Genomic DNA, 24,446 nt, shown 5'->3' on the forward strand with positions numbered 1-24,446 from the left:
GCAGCAGTTTGCGCTGAAAGGATGTGCGATAATGATAAAAAAATCCAACAAAACTACACCGTCCTGGTCTTTTTTCCTGTCTTGAGCACCACCCGCGTTTCGCGCACGGCGATGGCAGGCAGTGTATCGCTGTTCTTGTCCACGAATGTTGCCACCTTTTTTTTATGGTGCTTCACCATGCTGCGCAGTATCCATGAGATCGCCTTGGTGATCAGCACCGACTTCTCTGCTTTCAACGTCATGATATTTTCCAGCGCTGCATCAGCCATGCTTTCATCATCGTTGTGCCGTACCGGAGAGCACAGCAGTACAAGAGAAGCCCTGCGTTTGTTGATGTTCTTGCTTTTAGAAAACCGCTTCAGCAACGGTGCCCATTTTTTCCAGTCGGCAGGAAGCTCGTGTATGGTGTACTTGCCCGTACATACAGCATCTACTTCAGCCCATCCTTCGAGGTGGTCGAGCCACTGATCAAAAAGTTTTGGATCGAAGCGGCGCTGATCCGCGGTAGCGTAATCCATCATGATGCCGGCCATGCACTTTTCCGTAGAAGACTTTCCTTCGATCAGGCTCGTGAGCATGGCGGTAAATTCAGGTGCGGTAAGTGTACGATGCTCGCGCATCCAGCTTTGGGCTATCTTCCGCAGCTTGGGCGCGCTGATGGGGTAGCGTGGATGTTCGTTTCCCAGGTAGCTGTCGAGAAAAGTGTGCTGTGTAGGGGTGCCTGAATGTTCCTTGATCAGCTGAAGGATCTCGTCGTGGAAGGGGTTTACCATGCCGGTCAGAATCTTTATCTTGGCCTCAATTTACAGAAATTATGAAGTACACGGTGAATGGAGATCGTTTCACAAGTGCTCGGGAGCGGTCGCTAATCTGCCGGAAACAATTAGAAAATCCCTTATAAAATACCTTGGAAATCAAAATAATACGTATCTAGGCCTCATGAAAGAAAAACAGGTACATGTGCTCATCGGTTGTGCCGATGCACGTGATTTGAATCAGATCCAGCTCGATGCCATCGACCATATCACGAAGCAATTCCGCAACGAGCGGGGCATTGATGTGGAGATGCACGTGATCCGCGCAGCAGGGTCGTTTGTTACCCCTGATGTGGTGATGGATATCAAGCGCACCTTCGAGCAGGCGCAGCGCAACACCACAGACCTGAATGTTCCCATTCACTACTTTGTTCATATACAGACTCACGGCCACCTTACCGAAGACTCGAACGACAGTTACGTGAGCCATGTACACGACCTGAAGATCGTAGACGGCTCTCCGCTGAACTGTGGTATGCTTGGCGCGTCGGCAGTAGGGGTGGAGATAGAGCGCATGATCGTGGATGAGAAGCCCGAGATAGAAGTGCGCGGCAAGCGCATACGCATTTACAATGACACGAAGATCAAATTGCTGCTGAGCGAAGTGTACGCGTATGATGGGTACCTTGCCGGCGACTGGATCACCAGCATCGACCTGCTGAGAACCCACCCGCGTCATCAGCGCACCGTTCTGGAGCGGGCTATTGAGCATGATGCTGAGCTGAAGATGCTGGATATCCATATCACCTGCGGTATCATGGACTACGCCATCCATGCGCTGATCAGGGTAGATGATGGCGAACCCGAAGTTGAGTTCTGGGATTCGGTGCAGGCTTACATCCGTAAACATGTGAAGAGCGACCGGAATGCCAAAGACCTGCTCATCGCGCAATCGCAGAAACAAAAACCGCTGGCAGGCCTGTTAAGCATGAGCGACCCGCGGCAGGCCTCACGCATCTCCGCTGCCAACTATTACATGACGTTAAAAGGAATTGCCCACAATGGCGATTACCTGCCCAACACATTGTTCAATATGACGGGTACCTCTTTCGATATTCCGCACACACCATTCGGCCCCTATGTGATCGCGGGATTTTTCTTTGCTGTGAAACACCTGAACCTCACCGATCAGATGGTGATGGGTTATGATGTTCACCAGACCGGCAGGATCGTGCAGAAGATCAAGAACGATCCGTTGATGAACATGATCGTACAGAAATTCAATGTGAACCTCATCCCGATCAATCAGATTGATGTTGCGGGTAAGGGATGACATCTTCAGAAGGATGTCATCTCTTGTTACTTATGTTTGAGTGATGATCCCCTCACGATGAGCGTGGTCTTGAGCACGCGGGTCTCGGGTTCAATGGTTTCGTGGTCTTCGGATTCGATCTGGTCGAACAGCATCTTGATCGCGGTTCTGCCGATGTCGCCCATGGGTTGGGCCAGGGTGGTGAGGCCGGGTTCGATCAGTGCCGAGGTTGGCTCATTGCTGAAACCTACCACAGCAAGTTCTTCCGGTATTTTGATGCCCCGCTCTTTTGCTACCAGCATGGCTGCAATGGCGGCAGGATCGTTCACAGCGAAAAGTCCGTCGGGCGGCGTGGGAAGATCGAATAATTGTTTTGCGCACAGCGTAGCCTGCTGCGGATTGAGATCGTAGCTAACGATGAGCGAATCGTCTTTTTCGATGCCGTGCTGTGCCAACGCATCGAGATAACCCTTCAGCCGGTTCTGCGATATCTGCAGGTTGGGCGGCCCGGCAATGTGCGCGATCCTGCGGCATCCGTTCTCGATCAGGTGCACCACACCCTTGAAGGCACCATCATAATCGTCGACGATAACCTGTGAGACGTTGGTGTCTTTGCATACCCTGTTGAAATATACCACGGGGATGCCGGCGCGTTCAAATTTTTTAAAGTGATCGATGTTGGGTGTTTCTCCGGTCAGCGAGACCAGCAGTCCATCCACCCGGCTCGAGAGCAGCACATTGGTGTTGGCCACTTCTGTCGGGTACGATTCGTTAGACTGGCAGATCAGCACGTGGTAGCCGGCGGGGTTCGCCACTTCCTGCGCGCCGATGATAATGAAAGGAAAAAAGCTGTTGATGAATTCCGGCACAATGATGCCAACGGTCATGCTCTTGTTCTTGGCCAGTCCGTAGGCGAGCAGGTTGGGCTGGTACTCCATTCGCCTGGCGGTTTCCAGCACGGCCTTGCGTGTTTGCTCATTGATATCCGAATGGCCATGCAGCGCTCTCGATACAGTTGACTTTGAGATCTGGAGCTCGCGCGCGATGTCAAGGATGGTGGCGGGGTGGCGTTTGTGGTTGATGGTGAGCGGCTGCTCGCTCGAAAGCGTAAAGTAATAGTCACACTTGCCGCAGTAATAGCGCTGTTTGCCACGAACAATGCCGGATTTTGCGATCGCATCTACCTCCCCGCATTTCACACACTTGATCATGACAATAGCCTGAAAATTTTCTCAAAAATTAATCATACCATCACACTATTGCAAACCATTGCAGGGTTGTATCCTCTTATTTTTCAGAGGATTGTGATGAGGTTGCAAGGATGCCAAGGCCTGGAAAGGCCGTAATCGCCTAACGCAGGGTGTCAGCCCTGCGTTAGATGAGCACAGAGCATCGATAGCTCTGAAAGAGCGAAATACATCCGATGTACATTATTCAGCGCTAAATTTACTAAGGTCGTCTATCGATGAACGCGCGTTCTTTCTTTCGTGAATAGTGCTCCCGAGAATCACGCCCCTTCAGGGCTGGGTAAGAAGTTGTCATTCAAACGCAGGGCTGACATCCTGCGTTTTCTTATCGTCGTCCTTTCAGCTGGAATGCACTTAGGTTCGAACCAGCCGCCCGGCAACGTTATAAATCCCATCTAAAACCGTTGCGATGCTAACTTTTTTCCACCTCAAACCTATCGTGACCGGTTGCGAAAGCGTTCCCGATACTTCTTGTTGGCCTGTTTCAAACGATTGCTATTGTTTCTGCTTCGGCTTCCCATATTTTTCAGGTCAAAATTGTTACGCCTATGAAAATATTTACGAAGCCCGCCACTCAGTTACGCTTCCTTGCCGGCGTACTGATGTGGATCGCATTAGGTTTTAACAGCGCACAAGCACAACAGACCTTTACCGTTCGCGGCAAAGTGAGCACAGAAACCGGAGAAGCGCTGCCCGGAGTGAATGTGCTGGTAAAAGGCACATCTGCTGGCACCGTTACAGATGCTGAAGGCATTTATGTGCTCTCATCCGTGAAACCGGAAGATGTGCTGGTGGTCTCCTTTATCGGTTACAACACACAGGAGATCGTTGTCGGCACCCGCAGCACGGTAGACATCGTATTGGCCGCCGACATCCAGACCTTAAATGAAGTTGTTGTGGTGGGTTACGGTACCCAGCGCAAGATCGAGACCACTGGCTCCATCGCCTCCGTAAAATCCGAGGACATTGTTCAGACTCCCGTCACCAACGTGGCGCAGGGTTTGCAAGCGCGGATCGCCGGTGTGCAGATCAACCAGAACTCAGGCGCGCCCGGTGGTAACATCAGCGTACGCATCCGCGGCACCAACTCCATCAACGGAACCTCAGAACCACTTTATATCATCGATGGCATCCAGATCTCCAATGGCGGCGGCATCAACGATGTGAGCCCGCTGTCAACCATCAACCCCAACGACATTGAATCAGTAGAAGTACTGAAGGATGCCTCAGCTACGGCGATATATGGCGCACGCGGTTCCAACGGTGTAGTGCTCATCACCACCAAACGTGGTAAGAGTGGTGCCACCCGCGTATCCATTGAAAGTTATTATGGCTGGCAGCAGGTGCGTAAAACCCTCGACCTGCTCAACGCCTCTGAATTTGCCCAGCTCGAGAACGAAGTGTTCAAGACCGCCGTCTATCCCGATCCCGCTTCGCTGGGAGAAGGTGTGAACTGGCAGGACATCATCTTCAGAACAGCCCCCATCCAGAACCATCAGCTGTCAGTGAACGGCGGCAACGACAAAACGCAAGTGGCGCTCTCAGCCAACTTCTTCGACCAGGATGGTATCATCATCAACTCCAACTTCAAACGTTACTCCATGCGCCTGAACCTCGATCACAGGATCAGCGACCGTGTGAAGATGGGCACCAGCATCATGGGAAGTTATAACGTGAACAGCGGCATCCCCACTGGCTCTACCGTGGTGGGCGATGGTGGCGTGGTGCTCTCGTCTATCGTAGGTGCTGCCATCGGTGCACCGCCGACGCTGCAAGCCTATCGGGCCGATGGCTCGATCTTCCCGTTTGCCGAGCAGGGCGACGGACGTTACCGTGAAGTGACCAACCCGCTGGGGCTGGCAGAAGTTTCCAATCAAACCGATATCAGGAGGGTACTCACCAACGTATATGGTGAAGCGAAGCTTGCAGAAGGCCTCACATACAGGGCGTCTTTCAACGTAGACCTCCAGAGCAGCATCAATAATTACTACTCACCCCGCTATATTATTGCGCTCAAAGATCAGAACGCACAGTCGGGAAGCGCTTCAAAAAGAAATACGAACAATGCCGTTTTGTTGCATGAGAGCATACTGACCTATTCAAAGGTGCTGGCGGAGCATCACACGCTGAAATTTACAGGTGTGTTCGCTACGCAGAGCGGTATGGCCAACGAGAACCTCATCAGCGGAAATGGTTTCCCGAATGATGCCACGCGCAATGAAGCGCTTCAGCTGGCCACCACTGTTGCTGCCTCCAGCTCGCGGAGCAGAGACCGGCTCGACTCTTATATGGCAAGGGTCAACTACGGCTTCAAAGACAAGTATTTCTTCGATATCACGATGCGTGCTGACGGCTCTAGCAAGTTCGGCAAGAACCACAAATACGGATACTTCCCTGCAGCCTCTGCCGCATGGCGCATCATTGAAGAGGACTTCATGAGCAACGTTTCAGCGATCACCGACCTCAAGCTGCGGGCAAGTTATGGACTCACCGGAAATGCGGGCGCCATCAATGCCTACAGATCGCTTTCGCTGCAGACCACGGGAAGTGATTACCAGTTCAACCACGTGTATACAAAAGGTATCAGCCCTTCAGGCATCGCCAACCCGGACCTCCGTTGGGAGCGTTCGCTGCAAACCAACATCGGTTTGGATGTGAGCCTCTTCAACTGGCTGAACATGACGGTAGACCTCTATCGCAAACAAACAGATGACCTGCTCTACGAAAAAACGCTGCCGTATTCATCAGGCTACGGATCGATCATCTCGAACCTCGGTGGCATCGAGAACAAGGGTATAGAGATCTCTGCGAACGCCAACATCCTGCAGGAAGGTCCCCTCAAATGGACGGTGAACGCCAACTTCACGGCTAACCGAAACAAAGTGACAGATATCGACGGCGGCACCACGAAGGAACGGTTCATCACCAACTACACCATTCTGAAGGTAGGCGAACCGTTGGGCCTCTTCAAAACTTACATCTTTGACGGCATCTACCAGACCGGCGAGGCGATCATCCCGGGTTCTGACGGCCGCACGGGGGGAACCAAAGTGCTCGACTACGATCAGAACGGCACCATTACTTCTGGCGACCAGGTGATCACCGGAAATCCCAATCCCAATTTTATCTTCGGCTTCTCTACTTCACTCACTTATCAGAACTTCGATCTCGGTATTTTCCTGAGTGGCTCGCAGGGCAACGATATTTATAATGTGAGCCGTGCATCGTTTGAGAACCCGCTCGGCCAGCGCAACCTGTTGGCGGGTGTAGTGAACCGGTGGACACCGGAGAACGCAAACAATGAATACTCCAGCCCCCTGCAGGGTGGACGCCTTCCCATCAGCAGCCGTTTCGTTGAAGATGGCTCGTACCTGAGATGCAAGAATATTACGCTGGGATACAGGCTGCCTCACATCAAGGGCATCACCAACGCCCGCATCTATGTAAGTGCCAACAACGTGTTCACGGTCACGAACTACAGCGGCTTGGATCCGGAGGTTAACACCTACGCCAACTCGAACACTGCTATCGGTATCGACAACTTTGTGTATCCGGCAGCAAAATCTTTCCTGGCAGGGATCCAGCTGACTTTCTAACATCATCAAAAATATTACAATCATGAAAAAGCATTATATTTTTCCGCTCTCTGTACTGCTCATGATGATGCTGGTGGTATCGTCGTGCGAGTTGGATGAGACCGTCTACTCATCCATCTATACGGAGAACTTTTACAAAACCGCTTCTGATGCCGAGGCTGCCATCACCGCTGCATACGACCCGATCGCAGACATGCATGGAGGCCCCGCGGCAACGCTGGCCTCTGACTTCAGCGCAGACCAGATGTATCCACGCGTGGCCGTATCGCGCAACACGCTGACGCTGTTCACCTACGACGTGAACTACACGGGGCAGATCACGGCGGGGCGTTTGTTCGAGTCGCCGCAGCAGATCTGGATCTCGTGCTACGATGGCATCGAGAAATCAAACTGGGTGATCGAAAAAGTGCCCCAGGCCAGCATGGATGTGAACCGCAAGAAAGAGATCATCGGCGAAGCTTATTTCTTAAGGGCGTACTATCACTGGATGCTGACCAAAAATTTCAACGAGGTGATCGTGAAGACCAAGGCCAGCGATGTTCAGGAGAACGCCTACAAAAACAAGAGTCCCAAGGCGGAGATCTATGCACAGATCTATAAAGACCTTGACTCAGCCGTAGCCAAATTACCGGTTCACACGGCCAGCCTGGTGAAAGGAAGAGCGTCGAAAGAAGCAGCGCTGGCGTTGTATGCCAAGGCAGCACTTTACAATGAAGACTGGGCCACATCGCTGGCAAAGGCGCAGGCAGTAATGACCAATTCTTACCTGAAGCTGATGGTGAATGTGCTCGATGTTTATGATGTTACCAAAGAGGATGCCGCGCGTACAGAAAACATTTTTGCGTATGAATCTGAGTCTACGGCTTCTGTTTCAGGCTCTACCTCTTCGCGTAGTCATCAGCTGCCGGGACTTTTCGGACCCGCCGGAAGTGCCGCTCCTGCCTATGCCGTAACATCGTTCGGATCGTTCTTCGCGTACCAGGCATTCTTCGACTCTTTTGATCCCATCGATAAAAGAAGGCAGCTGCTCGACACTACGTATGTGAACAAAGCAGGGCAAAAGGTGAAACAGAAAGACATAACACCCATCACCAAAAAAGCGGTGCTGGTGAAAAAATATCAGGATCCTTTTTCAGTAAGCGGTAATACCAACAATATTCCAATCCTGCGGTTGGCCGATGTGTACCTCATCGCCGCGGAGGCAGAGGCACGCCTGAACGGTGCTACAACGCTTGCTTATGGATACATCAAAGTTGTGCGTGATCGCGCGGGGCTGCCGGAGCTCACGCCTGGCCTGGGCCAGACACAATTTGTGGATGCTGTGATCCAGGAACGCTCGTGGGAATTTTTTGGGGAAGGTGATCGCTGGTACGATCTTACCCGCACCGACAAATTTCTGACGGTGATTCCGCTGGCTGTCAACGATGTATTTCCCGTTCGCACGCCGCAGCCCAAACATAAATATTTCCCGATACCCCAGGATGAGCTGAACGCCAACCCTCAGCTGCAGCAGAACGATCCCTGGAAGTAAAGCGGACTTTGGTAAAAGTTAATGACGTTATAACACTTTTTGGATAATGAAGAAATTCCTGTTGTTTTTTGCGATCGTTCTCTGTTCTGCTCCGGTATTGAGGGCCCAGTATAGTATCCGTTATCCGGATGCTGTGCCCTTGCATGGGGTGTGGTCGTTTGCGCTTGACCCGCTCGATGCCGGTGAAAAGCAAGAATGGTACCTGAGCAGCAAAACGTTTTACAGAACTTATGAGACCTGGGATAAGGTAGAGGTGCCGCATTGCTTTTCGGCGGATCCACGTTACAGATATTTCAACGGCACAGCGTGGTACAGGAGGTCTTTCCACTGGCAGGCATCGCAAGACAAACGAACCATATTGCATTTCGATGCTGTGTATTATGAATGTTCTGTTTGGCTGAACGATAAGAAAGTAGGAACACACGAAGGCGGCTACACTCCTTTTAGTTTCGATATCTCGGATCATCTTAAGGCAGGCGAAAATCAGATCGTTATCCGGGTGACCAATGATACCTGGAAGCCCGGTACCATTCCCGGCGCAAAAGACAAAGGACCAAACACTTTTGTGCCAGGCTGGGTTAACTACGGTGGCATTACACGCCCCGTTTATCTCACGGTTGAGCCCGCTACTTACATCGAGAATACAAAAGTTGAGGCTACGCCAGACCTTGCAAAACGCACCGCGCAGCTGAGAGCAAAAGTGTTCATCAAAAAATCAGCGGGATCGGCTGCAACCGTCACACCTTCTTTGTCGGTGTTGCTGGACAAACGGAAAGTTGCTGTTTCGTGGAAGTTCAGCAATCCGCAAAACCAGGCCGATGGTGTTGTTGAAGTGGAGGCCTTTGCGTCGCTCAAACCTGCCGATGTGAAATTGTGGAGCCTAGATGAGCCGGTCTGCTACCAGCTTCAGGCTATTGTTCCCGGAGATACCATCACCACCACGTTCGGCATTCGTAAAGTGGAAGTGAAGAACACGCAGCTGCTCCTCAACGGCGTGCCCGTTAAAATGGCAGGTGCAAACCGCGTGATGGACTATCCCGGCCTGGGCAGCCTTGAGCCGGACTGGCTGGTGGAGAAAGACTTTACGCTGATGAAAAGAGCGGGTATGGAATTTCAGCGCCTTACTCATTACACCACAACGGAGGCTGTACTGGACTGGGCAGACCGCAACGGGATGATGATTGTAGCGGAAGCCGGTAACTGGCAGCTCACGCCTGAGCAGATGGATACTGATTCCATTCGCGCAAAGTTCCGCCAGCAGTTCGATGAGTTGGTGAAACGTGATTGGAACCATCCCAGTGTTATCGCCTACAGTGTTGGAAATGAATATCTGTCTGATACGCCATCTGGCCAGCGCTGGACCAAAGACATGATCGCGCATGCAAAGGAAGTTGACCCCACACGGTTGTACACTTTTGCTACCATGCGTCAGAGTCCCCTTCCAAAGAATCCTGAAGATGAGGCCAGCCAGTACGTTGATTTTGTTTGTGCGAATATCTACGGTAACCAGGCAGCGATACTGGACAATATCCACAGGCTGTATCCGGATAAACCTATTCTCGTCAGTGAATACGGCATTCGTGTTGATAACAAGAACGGTGAGCAGGGCCAGGTGGATTACCTGAAGAATTATCTGAACGACATCCGCTCGAGACCTTACGTGGTGGGTGCTTCGTGGTGGAGCTTCAACGATTATGAGAGCCGGCATTGGGGCACTAATAAAAACGGTTACCGTCCCTGGGGCGTTGTGGGTCCTGACCGCACGCCACGGCAGATGTATGCCCTTCACCAGGTGGAGATGTCGCCGCTTGTGGTGACGAAGAAGTCTTTCACCGTTGGCAAGCAGGGCAATCATGAGCTGGTGCTTGAAGTGAAGAGCCGTGCCGATTTTCCGGCGTATCCTACCCGGAATTATAAGTTGAGAACGACGCAGCGCGAGGTTGCCATCCCTGACCTTTCACCCGGCCAGACAACAGAGGTGAAAATACCCGTAACAGGTTTTAATCCTTCCGTAAAAGTTGAGATCATTAAGCCCACTGGTTTTTCGATTGTTGAAATTAATGTAGACCTGAACTATGATTAAAGGAGAAGTAAGTGCGAAGCGGGAATTAAAGAAAGTTTCGTTAACGGCAGACCTGATCGTTACCGGTGGAGGATTGTCTGGCTCCTGCTGTGCCATCACGGCGGCGCGTGCGGGACTTAAGGTTGTGCTGGTGCAGGACAGGCCGGTGTTGGGTGGTAACGCTTCGAGTGAAGTACGGCTCTGGGTGCTGGGCGCAACCTCTCACATGGGCAACAACAACCGGTGGGCCCGCGAAGGTGGTGTGGTGGATGAGATCCTCGTGGAGAATATGTACCGGAACCCCGAAGGGAATGCGGTGATCTTCGATACGGTGGTGCTCGATAAAGTGATGCAGGAGCCCAACATTACGTTGCTGCTGAACACGGCGGTGCATGAGGTGATCAAATCCGATCCCGATACCATCCAGTCTGTGATCGCTTTCTGCAGCCAGAACGGAACATCGTACAGCCTTACGGCGCCGTTGTTCTGTGATGCGTCTGGCGATGGCGTGGTCGGTTTTCTTTCCGGCGCAGCTTTTCGCATGGGCGCAGAATCGAAAGAAGAGTTCGGAGAAAAATTCGCACCATCGAAGGAATATGGCGAGCTGCTAGGCCATTCCCTTTATTTTTACACGAAAGATATCGGGAAACCTGTGAACTATGTTCCTCCTTCTTATGCGTTGCAAGACATTACAAAAATTCCCCGCTACCGGAACTTCAATGCCAAAGAGCATGGATGCCAGCTTTGGTGGATAGAATATGGTGGCCGGCTCGATACTGTTCATGAAACGGAGACCATCAAATGGGAGCTGTGGAAAGTGGTGTACGGCGTATGGAACTATATCAAGAACTCCGGGAAATTCCCGGAAGCAAAGAACCTCACGCTGGAGTGGGTGGGAACAATTCCCGGCAAAAGGGAGAGCAGGCGTTTTGAAGGCGATTACATGCTCACGCAGCAGGACGTGATCGAGCAACGCACGCATAGTGACGCCGTTGCGTATGGCGGATGGTCGGTAGACCTTCACCCTGCCGATGGTGTATTCAGCGAACGCTCCGGCTGCAACCAGTGGCACAGCAAAGGCCTGTATCAGATCCCTTACCGTTGTTACTATAGCCGCAATGTGAAAAATCTCTTCTTCGCCGGCCGCATCATCAGCGTAAGCCACGTGGCTTTCGGATCGAGCCGTGTGATGGGTACTGCCGCGTATGGTGGACAGGTTGTGGGTATGGCTGCGGCCCTCTGTAAGAAAGAAGGTCTTTTGCCGGGTGAGCTGCTGGCAAAGGGAAAGGTGCCACAGCTTCAGCAGGCGTTGTTGAAAGAAGGGCACCATGTTCCGGGGTATGCTTTCTCAGATCCCAAAGATCTTGTACGTTCAGCCACCGTAAGTGCTTCAAGCGAGCTGGTGCTGGATGAGCTGCCGGAGCAGGCATTCCTGAAAAAACTTGACCCGGCTGTTGCCCAGCTTCTTCCGCTGCAGCAAGGCAAAGTGCCCCAGCTTGTGGTGCATGCACAAACCGCTGTCAATACAAAGCTTCAGGTGGAACTTTGCGCCAGTGAACGCGCGGGCAACTTTACACCCGACGTGGTGTTGGAGACAAAGACCATCGACCTGGTGCCGGGCAGGAATTGTGTGCAGCTTACCTTCAACGCAGCCATCGCAGGCAGCCGGTATGTGTTTGTGCTCTTCAGGAAGAACCCGGATGTGGAGCTTCATTTTACGAAGAAACGTATTACCGGCATCCTCTCTGTATTTAACCAGGTGAATGCAGCGGTGTCGAACTATGGTAAACAGATGCCTGACGGCGATATCGGCGTTGATGCTTTCGAGTTCTGGTGCCCGCAGCGCAGACCCAATGGCCATAACATCGCTATCAAGATGAATCCGGCCCTGGCTTGTTTCGGCGCTGACAATGTGCGCAATGGTATCGATCGCCCCACCACGCAGCCCAATGCCTGGGTGGCGGATTTTTCTGATCCGAACCCGCGGCTCGAGCTTTCATGGCAGGATCAGAAAAAGATCAAGGCGGTTACCCTGAAGTTCGACGCGGATTTCGATCACCCGATGGAAAGTGTGCTGATGGGACACCCGGAGAACGTGATGCCGTTCTGTGTGCGCGACTACAAGCTCTACGACGATGCCGGAAAAGTAGTTTATGAAAAAACAGGAAACTATCAGACCATCAACCGTGTCAATTTTGAAACACCGTTGGCCACCCGCAAACTTGTACTGGAGGTGAAACATCCTTCGGCAGACGTGCCAGCATCGGTTTTCGAAGTTCAATGTTATGAATAACTGTTGTCATGATCCCGCCGTTGCTGCCACACGCATTCCGTGTTAGCGATGGCGGCCGACGCCATGCTTAATTTTCCAATACCTAATCAATCAAAGTAAAATACATGCGTTTCAGAAAATATTTCTTCCTTCTTTTCGCAACAGCCCTGGTGGCCTGTAATAAAGATGTTACGCTTGAGAACGAGCAGCTTCAAATCGCATGGTCAGACGATGCCGGCTGGAAGATCGCCAGACTCGGCGTTAAAGAGAACGGGCAATGGAAGAACATTTCAGTGCCATCGGGCGAATACACGCTGTTATATAGTGAGCAGAAACCTGACAGCACCGCTGTGCCTTTTAAAACGATAACGGGTGTGCAGTTTCCGGAGCCCATCTATAAATATCAGATCGGCCACTGGCTGCGCTCCACTTCTCCCGTAATGCTCAACACGGCAGGTGAGGCCTTTCATTTTTATCCTTCAAACCTTTCACAAGAGAAGAACGCGATCAGTTTTTCGCATGAGCTTCCGGTAGGAACACTGTCATCGTCGTGGAAACTTGACCCGCGTTACCCTTCAGATATCATCGTGTCGCAGACCCTGGTGGCGAAAAAAGACGGATATTATTCACTGGCTACGCCGGCCTTGTCAGATGTGAAGAACGAAGATGTGACATGGGCCACGGTGCCGGGTTATTTTCAGGGAAATTCTTTCCAGGATAACTTTGTATTGGCCTACGCGTATGGCCAGGGCATTCCGAAGCTTCCTGTGCTCTACACCGAGCGTTGTGCCAGCACCCTGGCGCCCGTGGTGACCACAAAAGACGGTGTGTCGTTTTCGGTTTCTCCGAAACCCGGCCTGGCAAGGGACCCCTGGGAGAAAGACAGGAACACGCATGAAGAATCGCGCATTGGCCTCTCGCACATGAACCGGAAGGGAGCAGTTTTCCCCACAGTGTATTATCCGGTGCTCGGTCAGAAACTTTCCAGGATCAATGCGGGTGATACCATTCACTATGAATTCAGGTATACCGTGAACACCGGCAACTGGTTCGATCACCTGAAGCACGTGGCCAACGATGTATATAAATTCAGCGAGACGCTTGACCTGCGCACCAACAAGCAATCGCTGATGGGCAGGATCGAGGCCATGCACCGTTACCTGATCGATCCTAAAACTTCAATGTGGAATATTGAATCGTTCCAGGGCAAAAAGATCGGCGGACAGTCGTACCTCGGCGGTGTTGTGGGCTCCAGCGGCGATGCCATGAAGAACTCTGACTATGGCGCCATGTGGATGCTTGCCACAGCCACGCGGGATGACAAGCTCATGAAGAACGTGCTGCCCTATGCTGCCAACTTCAAGCTCACGCAGCAGCAAACATCTGACGGATTCTTCAAAGGCGCCGCTGTGGGACAATATTACCTGGCCAAGCGCAAAGTGTTTGTGGAAGAGTGGGGAGAATTTGTAGAGCCCGTGAGTCTTACCTATTACACGATGCTCGACGTGGGCAACATTCTGCTGTTCGAGCCGCAGAACCAGGAAATGCGCGCGCGCCTGAAGATGGGTGCCGACCTGTTGCTCAAGTGGCAGCAGAGCGATGGCCGCTGGGAGGTGGCATATGATCGTCACACCGAGAAACCACTGTTCACTGATCTCAAGGACCTGCGCCCTACATTTTATGGACTCATTGTAGCGCACCGCATCCTGAAAGATCAGGCTTATTTGGATGCTGCTAGGAAAGGTGCCGATTGGCTGATTGAAAACGGTGTGAAGCCTGGGCACTTTATCGGTGTATGTGGCGACGCGCGTTATGCACCTGATTTTGCCACCGCGCAAACATCACAGGCTTATCTTGATCTGTACGACATCACCAAAGACGAAAAATATAAGGAAGCTGCGATCGAAGCAGGAAAATTCTATACAGCTTCGATCTATACACATCCGATACCATCACATGAAAAGAAAATTGTGCGGGATGCGGAACGTGAAGACTGGGAGATCTCTCAAGCTGGCCTGAGCTTCGAGCACGGCGGCATCATGGGATCTGCCCAGCGTCACGGTCCCATTCAACTGGCCAGTCACGCCGGTTTGTTTGTCAGGCTGTTCGGCCTCACGCAAGACTCTATCTTCTTAGATATTGCACGTGCGGCTGCCATTGGCCGCGATGCCTTCGTAGACGAAAAAACCAGAGTAGCATCGTACTACTGGAATGCGATGGGCAAGGGCGCGGGTCCTTATCCGCACCACGCATGGTGGCAGATCGGATGGATCACCGACTACCTGATGTCAGAAGCGGCCCTCCGTTCGAATGGTAAAGTAACATTCCCGAGAGGTTTCGTCACGCCGAAAGTCGGACCACACCAGTCGTATGGTTTCGAACCCGGTCAGATCGATGGAACCGCGGCGTCGCTCGTGATCCGCGAAGGCCTCGTGCAGCTCGACAATCCGAACCTTGAACACATCACTGCCCGCTCGCAGGATGGCAAAAAGCTTTTCGTGATCATCATGAACGATCTAAACAAAGCACAGCAAAGCAAGATCCAGGTGAACAGCGCTATATTGCAGGCAGGGAGCAAACTGCAGGCCGGCACTGAGCTGATGTCGGGCAATGCACTTGCAACACCCGGAGCGTTTTCACTTGAGCTACCGCCTTATGGTATTCAGGTGTACGCGATGGAAATTGTAAAATAATCGCTGTTGCCTTCAGCGATCGGAGAATAAAGGGCGAACGAGATATAAAGGAATTATGGCGCAACTGGATTTTTGGGTAATGGCGGTGTTTGCCCTGCTGATCTTTACGATTGGGGTGACGTTCACAAGGGTTGGCAGTAAAAGCAGCCAGGCTTTTTTTGAGGCGGGTGGTGAAACACCGTGGTGGATCAATGGCCTGTCACTCTTCATCAGCTATTTTTCCGCAGGTACTTTTGTGGTGTGGGGATCCATTGCCTACAAGCACGGACTCGTTGCCAACACCATCCAGCTTACGATGGCCATCAGCGGTTTGCTCACGGCGCACTTCATTGCTGAACGGTGGAAACGTACGGGCACCCGTACTGCCGCCGAGTATATTGGGTTAAGGTTCGGCACCACCGCTCAGCAGTTTTATACGTACCTGATCCTGCTCCTCAGCCTGGTGAATACCAGCGCAGTGTTGTACCCTGTGGGCAAAATGGTTTATGTGGCCACGCCGTTCTCACTGAACGCCTGCATCATCGCCATCGGCATTACTATTGTGTTGTACACCGCTGCGGGCGGATTGTGGGCGGTGTTGGTGACAGATGTGGTGCAGTTCGTAGTGCTTACAGCGGCGGTGCTCATCGTGATCCCCGCGGCGTTCGGGGAAGTGGGTGGCGTCAACAACTTTTTATCCGGCACACCGAAAGATTTTTTCGAACCCTTCAGCCAGGATTACACGGCCGGGTTCATGCTGGCCTTCATCGGTTACCAAACGGTTTACATCGGAGGCAACTGGTCATACGTGCAGCGTTACACCAGCACCTCCAGCGAACGCAATGCAAAAAAAGTAGCGTACTTGTTCTCACTGCTTTACCTGGTGAGCCCTATTATCTGGATGTTGCCACCCATGGTCTACCGGGTGATCAATCCAAGCCTGCAGGGACTTGAAGCCGAAGGTGCCTACATGATGCTCTGCCAGCAGGTGCTGCCCGCCGGACTCATCGGCCTGGTGCTGTCGGGTATGATCTCGGCAACCTCGAGCAAAGCCAACACTACTGTGAACCTCGCTGCTGTTGTGTTTGCCAACGATGTATATAAAAAGGTGATCTCTAAAAATGCATCCGATAAAACACTCGTGCTTATAGCGCGCCTGTTCACGCTGGTATTCGGTGCCGGCACCATTGCCGTGGCGATGCTGGTGCCGTATGTGGGTGGCATTGTTAACGTAGTGCTGAGCATCGCGGCGGTGGCGGGTGGTGCGTTGTTTGCACCCATCATCTGGTCACTCTTCTCGAAACGCCAGACTTCATTCTCGGTGATGACCACAACATTGTGTGCGCTCGGTATCAATCTTTTCTTCAAAGTGCTTGGCCCTTCATTGCTCGGTCTCAGTCTCAGCCGCACCGCCGAAACCATCATGGGTGTTGGCCTTCCGCTGCTGGTGCTGGGCCTGTTCGAATTGTACTACCGCTCGCGCAACCAGTACTCACCAGAGGCTTTAGCCCTTGAAAGGCGACAGGCTGAACATCACGAGACAACCCATCACAATCACGATCATCGCGAAGCCCAACGTCAGAATGCTTTCGGCGTCAGGGTGATCGTGCTGGCATCTGCTGCAGTAGGTCTCGGCATCCTTGTGCTCGGTTTCCTCTCGGAGCGCGGTTCAGTAACCTCCGTGGTGGGTGGTATCATCCTGGCCTTCTCGTTGTTCGGCTTGTGGAGATTGCGGGAGAAAAGCCCATCGACTCAACCTTTGGCAGAGCCACGCGAGGTGAAGCAGTAATCCCGGAAACTTTCGTTATTCCAATATCAGAACCCGCAATACGCCAAGCCAGGCGGCGGCTATGACCGTTTGCTTCGGGAGATCCAGGCCTAACCGCTCATCAGATCGTCCATCAAATGCATGCCGATCCGTTTGTACTTCATGTGCGGGAGTGTAAATTTATAGGGTTAACACTCAAGCAATGAAAAAAGCATTAAATCGTTTCTTCGCAGTTCTTTGTTTCATGGCGCTGACGGCGATTGCCCATGCAGATCGTTCACTTGCCGCTGATTCCCTCGAAGGAAGGTGGGATCTTACCATCATGATGTCGGGCAAAAAGTGTCCTGCGTGGCTGGAGGTACGGCACTCGGGTCACAGCACGCTGGTAGGGCACGTTGTGGTAGTTGTTGGCAGCGCGCGGCCTATATCCAAAATTACCGTGAACGGAAATAAATTCAGCTTTGCCATTCCCCCGCAGTGGGAGCGAGGCACTGGCGACATGACTTTCGAGGGCAGCTTCGAAGGCAAAGGTTTATCGGGCTCCGTGGTATTTCCCGATGGCCAAAGCTATACCTGGACGGCGGTTCGTGCCCCTTCGCTTCGCAGGCAGAAGGAAGTGGCCTGGGGTAAACCCGTTGCGCTCATCCCTGCCAGTGGCCTCAAAGGCTGGCATGCCCTGGGAGAAAACCAGTGGGTGGTAGAGCAGGGAATTCTCCGCAGTGCGAAGTCAGGCGCTAACCTCGTAACAGACAACAGCTATACAGACTTCAAACTTCACATTGAGTTCAGATATCCCAAAGGCAGCAACAGCGGCGTATACCTGCGGGGCCGTTATGAAGTTCAGATCAGCGACAGCCAGGGCCTCGAGCCACTGCCCGGTGAGTTGGGCGGCGTCTACGGCTTTATTGCGCCTAGTGAGCAGGTTGCAAAAGCTCCGGGCGAATGGCAAACCTATGACATCACCCTGGTGGGAAGAATGCTCACCCTTGTCGCCAATGGAAAAACCATTATCAGCAACCAGGAGATCCCCGGCATCACCGGCGGCGCGCTGGATTCCAATGAAGGAGAGCCCGGCCCCATTCAGCTGCAGGGAGATCATGGTCCCATCGAATTCAGGAACATCATCATTACACCGGCCAAGTAAGATATTTCAATGCCCATATCCCTTCGGGGCAATGTCATTAAGTTAAGGACAGAAACAAAAAATTGATTGTTGTAGTTTTGAGCCCTGAAGGGGCTGAATATCAATAGCGTCGGGTGCAGCCCGACGCTATTGTGCATTGGTATTTCACGTGCCATAGGCAATCTGGATCGGGGTACGCTTTTTCTGGCACGTAACGCATACGCCAGATCAGAGCATCTAGAACTGCTTCAGATAACTGATCTTGAAGATCCCTTGTTGCTCCGTATTGATCGCCCCATCACTTGTCAACGTTTCCTGGCTGTTGAAGACGAGGTAGATATAGGCGAGCGGCTTGTATTCCCAGGCAAACCTCAAGTTATACAGATCGAGCTTCGTAAGTGAATTCCGTTGAAAGAAAGTAGTGAACTGAACTCGGGGATTCAGCGCAAATCTCGCCTGGATGGTATACAATGCGACATCTGTTTTCTCAGATTCGATCCCTACTTCGCTGAACCGGTTTCGGTTAACACCTGCCTTGATGGAAACGTGTGGCGTAGGGATGATGGAAACAGAGGCGTCGAGGGTTTGAAGCGATCCGTTGTAATATTCGCCAAAGTCATATCTCGCGGTATACGATATTTTTTTTGAAGGATCACTCCCCGCTGCCAGCGAATACCTTCTGTAACGATACGCGCCTTTTGCAATGAGCACACCGAGTGGATTGAAATCCGAAACCAGGTCCTGGTAAATGTCGCTGATGTTGAACGCATAGTACGCGCCATCCTGCATGTCGATTCTGAAAGGTGTAATCTTAATTTCCCTTTCTGTCAACCTTGAAGTAGAAGCCTGATGATACCAGCTTGTTCTGATGCCTGGCTGATAAGCGCGTATATATTTTTTAAATGGAAGATGTTTCCCCCTGATGTTTGCAACCGACCCTGGCGTGGTGCCGATAACATCTGTTCTGGAAAGAAACCCCAGGGCAGGATTAAAACCTTTGGTGAAAATTGATTCCGTCAACCATGCGGTAATTTTGTTACTGGCGTAGAAATATTGCGCGTAGCCACCCATGCCATGGCTGTTGTTATTTGTGTTCACTGATCTCAGCACCATAACGTTGAGTGATTGTGCGGCATCAAATCGTAAAAAGCCATCTACACCACCCACCAGGTTTGCGCTATTATTTTTATCGTCAAGCTTCATGGTGGCAATGGCACCGATCCGGTTTTGTTTACCGAAGTTCCTGAAGTACCGGCCCACGGCGGCATTCGTGGCGTGCAATGAGTCGATGGAACCTTGCCGCACAGCCATCAAACCGTAATTCTGTTTTACAGAACGATTCACCAGTCTAAGTCCACCGGTTATTGGTAGTGGCCGGCCCTGATTGCTTAACCCAACGCTGCGACTAAAAAACGGTAACATCTGCATGTCGCCACCGATGTCGCCATCCGTTACCAGACCCGGACCGAAGAGCGATGCGTTCTCCAGGAAGAATTGTCTTTTTTCAGGAAACAGCACCGAAAAACGGCTCACATTATTTACCTGCACATCAGCATCGGCCTGGGCGAAGTCGGTATTCACCGTCAGATCGGCAACGGTGTTGGAATTGATGGCCCACTTGATCTCCCCTCCGATCTTGTATTGTGATTCACGGGCTTCTGTCTGGTCGGCATTCCTGCGCCGGTGATGCGACAGCAATCCGTAAGGGTTTATCTGAATGTTGGTGGAAGGAGGCGACGGAATGATCTGATCGACCACGCCTGCATACTCCATTCTATTGAAACTGAATGAGCGTGGATAGGGTGACCATACGGAGATCTCGTTGCTTGCCCTTCTTAACCTGAGAAAATTGATCCCCCAACGACTACTGTCCGCTGCTGCTGATAGCCTGGGATAACGAAGGGTTTTCCACGGGATCGCGAATTCTGCCAGCCACCCTTCTTCGTTCATGGAGGTTCTGACTTTCCAGAGACCATTCCAGTCTGAATCAAAAAGGATCGCATCAAAGGACAGGTAATCTTTTTGCGCACCATATGGATTTGTTACAAAGGAAGCGCTGTTTCGCTGATCGTTAAATCCGTCGATGCCGATCGCAAAAGTATCGTGCGCCCGCCAATCAAAGTCGCGGGCCATGTTGGGTGCCCTGACAGCTTTTTTTCCCAGGGAGTCCCGGCACCACACGCCTACATATAGGTATTCATTGTTATACAGAATTCTGACCGTGGTTTTATTTTTTGACGGTTCTCCCTGCAGGGGTTCTATCTGTGTGAAATCTCCGAGCGAGTCGGCTGTCTTCCACGCGTCTTCATTGAGCAGTCCGTCAATTGTGATTTTGCTTCCGGTGTGTCTCGCATGTACAACAGGCTTCATTGCGGCGGGTGGGAAAATATCCTGCGCGCGTGCGCTGTGCATGGATGAAATGAAAATGAATTGAAAGATCATCTGCGCCGATAAGATGTTAATGTTCTTCATGGCTTCTGTCATTTGAATGCCCGAAATTGGCATGACAACAGTCCGGGTGAAACCTGATTCTTGCGGGTTGGAAATAACTTACCCGGCCGCATGATTTTTTCCCTTATCGAAAGGACTGGCGCCGCAAGATCCGGGTTGTGATCTTGTCAGACGGATTATTAAAAGCGCAAGAATTCGTTAACTTGAGAAGGCCGCAATACACGAAACCAGTATAACATGCATTGGACACAGGTCATCGATCCATTTAATAACATTGTTTTATCTGCCCTGGTGGCGCTGATCCCCATCATTTTTGTTTTCTGGGCTTTGATCATCCGGAAGATGAAGGGATACCAGGCCAGCCTGATCGCCACGCTCATTGCTGTGATCATCGCTGTTGCTGTGTACGGTATGCCGCTCTGGCTCGCCGCGCTTTCAGCAGTACATGGCGCGCTCTATGGTCTGTTCCCGATCTGCTGGATCGTGATCACCGCTGTGTTCCTCTTCAACATCACTGTTAAAAGCGGGCAGTTCGAGATCATCAAACACTTTATGGCTTCCATCACTGCCGATAGAAGATTGCAGGGATTGCTGATCGCATTTTCGTTCGGGTCGTTCCTGGAGGGCACGGCAGGTTTTGGTGCGCCCGTGGCCATCACGGCAGCCATGCTGGTGGGACTGGGTTTCAATCCGCTTTACGCGGCGGGCATCTGCCTCATCGCCAATACCGCACCCGTTGCTTTCGGGTCGGTGGGTATTCCCATCACGGTGGCGTCGCAGGTATCGGGCATCCCGGAGATGGCTATCTCGCAGATGGTTGGCAGAACACTTCCAGTGCTGTCTGTCGTGTTGCCCTTTTATCTCGTGGTGCTGATGTCGGGTTTCAAAAAGACCCTGGAGATCTCTCCCGCGATCCTGGTCTCAGGGATCTCCTTTGCGTTGCTGCAATGGTTCTCATCCAACTACCTGGGACCGGCGCTGCCAGACGTGATCGCTGGGATCGGATCGCTCATCAGTCTGGTCATTCTTTTAAAATTTTGGAAACCGGCCAAACCATGGCGCTTCGATGGCGAAGTGGCAACGGCTCCCCACGTTGAGAACAAATATTCATTCGCACAGGTACTCCGGGCCTGGTCTCCGTTCATCTTATTAACACTGATGATCATCGGCTGGGGCATGCAGCCCATTAAAGGCGTGCTCAACGCATGGGGCATGGTGCAGTTCGAGATCCCCCTGATCCACAGTGCCATCCTTGACACAAACGGTAATGCGTTGCCGCAGATTTTTAAATTCAATTACCTGTCGGCCACCGGTACAGCAGTGCTCATCGCTGCATCCATCGCGGTACCACTGGTGGGCCTGAAGTTGAGCGAAGGGGTAAGCGTCTTTCTTGCCACGCTTCGTCAGCTGAAATTTCCGATCGTTACCATCGCTTCTGTGCTGGCGTTCGCGTACATCCTCAACGCTTCCGGCATCACCATCACCCTGGCAGAGATCCTTGCCAGCACGGGTGTGCTCTTTCCGTTCTTTGCTCCGGTGCTGGGCTGGCTGGGTGTGTTCATCACCGGCTCCGATACATCCGCCAATGCGTTGTTCTCCAAACTTCAGCGTGAGACGGCTACCACCATCGGCGTTGATCCCGTGGTGACGGTAGCGGCCAACGTATCGGGTGGCGTGGTAGGCAAAATGATCTCACCACAATCCATCGCTGTTGCCGCCGCCGCGGGCCAGCTGGTGGGAAAGGAATCCGACCTGTTCCGTTTCACCGTGAAACACAGCTTCCTCATGCTGACGTTCATCAGCTTCATTGTGCTGGCACAGGCTTACTTTATCAAATGGACGGTGCCATCATACCAGATGCTCGATGGAAAAGTTGCTGCGCCGGATGCGTCACATGGTTATGGCTATTTGCTGACCTTTGGCGTGATCATCATCCTGTACGCAATTATTGTGCGCATAGCCTCGAGGTGATGGTAATCGGTTTGTAAACTCTCAAAACCGATTACTGAATACTGATTACCGGTTACCAATTACCACTGAGTTGGTGGATGTGCAGAAATGGACAGACTGAACGTTTTTCCGGTCAGTCCTTTTCAAAACCCCGTCTTTATACATGCTTGAGTCAATACATCAGCTGCCCGCATTCGCCGAAATAATGACCGGTTATGGGATCAGTGCATATAACTGTGTCACGGAATTTCACCACCTGTTGAGATATGTAAAAGGTTGTAAAAGATTGTAACAGTCGAAAACAATCCGTATCGACAGGCACGTCTTATGGTCAGAACGACACACACAGTGTTATGATGATCAAACTTTACCAGTCTTTAACATGAGCTACTTTCCGAGGATATCGTATGCGCACCGGGTGATGCTCGGTCTCGCGGTGTTACTGACGTTAGGCAGTTGTGCGTCAACTGCAACGCTCAGAGAAAACAAACAGCTTCGGTTCACCACCGTGGGCAGGATCCCCGTGGTTGAAGGCAAGATCAATGGCAAGCGCGCTTATTTTATTATCGATACAGGTGCATCCTGTTCCATACTAAACCAGTCCGTTTCTGACCGTTTCGGGTTCAAGTCGTTTATTAAAAATGACGACCATGTAATGGGGTTGCACGGTGAAGCCAGGATAAACCAGGCTTTTAACTGTACGGTTGAGATGGGGCCGCTCAAGCTCAAGAATGTGGTCTTCCGCACCAAACATATGGACAGTTTTGTGTCCGTCATCCAGACCCACGAGAACATCGAGATCGCCGGCATCATCGGCTCCGATATTTTCAACCGTTACGGCATCGCCATCAATTTTAAAAGCAACACCCTCAGCTTCTGAACGCGCCTTAACAAACTTATTCCAGTTTTTTGAAACCTGTTGCTATTGCCCTACTGCCCTTTGCCTACTGCCTGCTTCTATTTGCCAGGGCAACGATGTCTTGCACTTCCAGGATCCTCTTCTCGTATCCCAGTGTGGTGGTGTGGATCATGGCGATGCCCACGTCTTTTAAAGTGCAGAATGCGTTGGGGAACAAGGCGCGGCCGATGGGATACAGCCTGCCCATATAGCGGTACGCCTTCAGTGCGTTCTTCAATCCTTCGGTAGGTTTCATAAATCCCGGCCTGAAAGCAAATACCTGTTTGAAAGGTAACTTCATGAGGTCGTTCTCTGTTTTACCTTTCACCCTTGCCCACATCAGGCCTCCCTTTTCGGTGCTGTCGGTGCTCTTGCCGGAAACGTAGCAGAAGGTCATGCCCTTGTTTTGCCGGCTCAACGTTTCGGCCACATGCAGCGTCAGGGTATACGTCATCTTGTAATAAGTATCCTTATCCACGCCAACCGATGAGATGCCCAGGCAGAAGTAGCAGGCATCATAACCGCTGAGCTGGCTTTCGATGGGTGCGAAATTCAGGAAGTCCTGGTGGATGATCTCTTTCAGCTTGGGATGAGTAACACCACAGGGGCGGCGGTTGATCACCAGCACAGACTCGACCTGGGGATGTTGCAGGCACTCGTGCATGACACCTTCGCCCACCATGCCGGTGACGCCTGTAACGATCACTTTGATTTTTTTTGCTGTATCCATGTGCATTTGTTGTTCTATGATGTGAGCTGTTTGCCAATCTCTCAGTGGTGACCCGTACGGATCTACGACACGGCCAATC

14 protein-coding genes are annotated in these 24,446 nt (G+C 51.8%); 10 read left to right on the forward strand and 4 right to left on the reverse strand.

Annotation, left to right across the window (positions count from 1 at the left end; genetic code table 11):
- Positions 1-53 precede the first annotated feature (53 nt).
- Entirely contained in the window at positions 54-773 is a 720-nt protein-coding gene (locus KK083_RS05735) for a DNA alkylation repair protein (protein WP_254161625.1), read from the reverse strand.
- Positions 774-939: 166 nt separating this feature from the next.
- Between KK083_RS05735 and KK083_RS05740 the strand changes: the two genes are divergently transcribed.
- Complete coding sequence (locus KK083_RS05740) at positions 940-2,088, forward strand: hypothetical protein (protein WP_254161627.1); 1,149 nt, start codon at positions 940-942, stop codon at positions 2,086-2,088.
- A gap of 26 nt (positions 2,089-2,114) precedes the next feature.
- On the opposite strand, the gene KK083_RS05745 is transcribed toward KK083_RS05740, so the two are convergent.
- Positions 2,115-3,278 carry a LacI family DNA-binding transcriptional regulator gene (locus KK083_RS05745; RefSeq protein ID WP_254161629.1) on the reverse strand — a complete coding sequence of 388 codons (1,164 nt, stop codon included), beginning with the start codon at positions 3,276-3,278 and terminating at the stop codon, positions 2,115-2,117.
- Positions 3,279-3,862: 584 nt separating this feature from the next.
- On the opposite strand from KK083_RS05745, the gene KK083_RS05750 reads away from it, so the two are divergent.
- The 7 genes from KK083_RS05750 (at position 3,863) to KK083_RS05780 (ending at position 18,359) form a co-directional block, all read left to right on the forward strand.
- Positions 3,863-6,910, forward strand: coding sequence for a SusC/RagA family TonB-linked outer membrane protein (locus tag KK083_RS05750; protein WP_254161631.1), 3,048 nt, complete (start codon positions 3,863-3,865; stop codon positions 6,908-6,910).
- A gap of 22 nt (positions 6,911-6,932) precedes the next feature.
- Positions 6,933-8,441, forward strand: a complete 1,509-nt coding sequence (locus tag KK083_RS05755) for a RagB/SusD family nutrient uptake outer membrane protein (RefSeq protein WP_254161633.1) — start codon at positions 6,933-6,935, stop codon at positions 8,439-8,441.
- A 46-nt stretch (positions 8,442-8,487) separates the two neighbouring features.
- On the forward strand, positions 8,488-10,524 hold the full coding sequence (locus KK083_RS05760; RefSeq protein WP_254161635.1) for a glycoside hydrolase family 2 protein: 2,037 nt from the start codon (positions 8,488-8,490) through the stop codon (positions 10,522-10,524).
- Positions 10,517-12,796 carry an FAD-dependent oxidoreductase gene (locus KK083_RS05765; RefSeq protein WP_254161637.1) on the forward strand — a complete coding sequence of 760 codons (2,280 nt, stop codon included), beginning with the start codon at positions 10,517-10,519 and terminating at the stop codon, positions 12,794-12,796. The genes KK083_RS05760 and KK083_RS05765 overlap by 8 nt, the downstream gene beginning before the upstream one ends.
- A gap of 104 nt (positions 12,797-12,900) precedes the next feature.
- Positions 12,901-15,468: a YyaL domain-containing protein gene (locus KK083_RS05770; protein WP_254161639.1), complete on the forward strand. Its 2,568-nt coding sequence runs from the start codon at positions 12,901-12,903 to the stop codon at positions 15,466-15,468.
- Positions 15,469-15,523: 55 nt separating this feature from the next.
- Positions 15,524-17,236, forward strand: coding sequence for a sodium:solute symporter family protein (locus KK083_RS05775; RefSeq protein ID WP_254161641.1), 1,713 nt, complete (start codon positions 15,524-15,526; stop codon positions 17,234-17,236).
- 181 nt (positions 17,237-17,417) lie between these two features.
- A complete protein-coding gene (locus KK083_RS05780) occupies positions 17,418-18,359 on the forward strand; it encodes a 3-keto-disaccharide hydrolase (RefSeq protein WP_254161643.1) in 942 nt (313 codons plus the stop codon).
- 216 nt (positions 18,360-18,575) lie between these two features.
- On the opposite strand, the gene KK083_RS05785 is transcribed toward KK083_RS05780, so the two are convergent.
- The gene (locus tag KK083_RS05785) at positions 18,576-20,810 is read right to left on the reverse strand and encodes a carbohydrate binding family 9 domain-containing protein (protein ID WP_254161645.1); all 2,235 of its coding nucleotides are present in this window, start codon (positions 20,808-20,810) and stop codon (positions 18,576-18,578) included.
- Between the two features lie 216 nt (positions 20,811-21,026).
- On the opposite strand from KK083_RS05785, the gene KK083_RS05790 reads away from it, so the two are divergent.
- Together KK083_RS05790 and KK083_RS05795 are read left to right on the forward strand one after the other, a co-directional pair.
- Positions 21,027-22,760 carry an L-lactate permease gene (locus tag KK083_RS05790; protein WP_254161647.1) on the forward strand — a complete coding sequence of 578 codons (1,734 nt, stop codon included), beginning with the start codon at positions 21,027-21,029 and terminating at the stop codon, positions 22,758-22,760.
- A 361-nt stretch (positions 22,761-23,121) separates the two neighbouring features.
- Positions 23,122-23,619, forward strand: coding sequence for a retropepsin-like aspartic protease (locus KK083_RS05795; RefSeq protein WP_254161649.1), 498 nt, complete (start codon positions 23,122-23,124; stop codon positions 23,617-23,619).
- 64 nt (positions 23,620-23,683) lie between these two features.
- On the opposite strand, the gene KK083_RS05800 is transcribed toward KK083_RS05795, so the two are convergent.
- Positions 23,684-24,367 carry an NAD-dependent epimerase/dehydratase family protein gene (locus KK083_RS05800; RefSeq protein WP_254161651.1) on the reverse strand — a complete coding sequence of 228 codons (684 nt, stop codon included), beginning with the start codon at positions 24,365-24,367 and terminating at the stop codon, positions 23,684-23,686.
- Positions 24,368-24,446 lie beyond the last annotated feature (79 nt).

Source organism: Chryseosolibacter histidinae (genome assembly GCF_018598225.1).
Classification (GTDB): Bacteria; Bacteroidota; Bacteroidia; order Cytophagales; family Cyclobacteriaceae; genus Chryseosolibacter; species Chryseosolibacter histidini.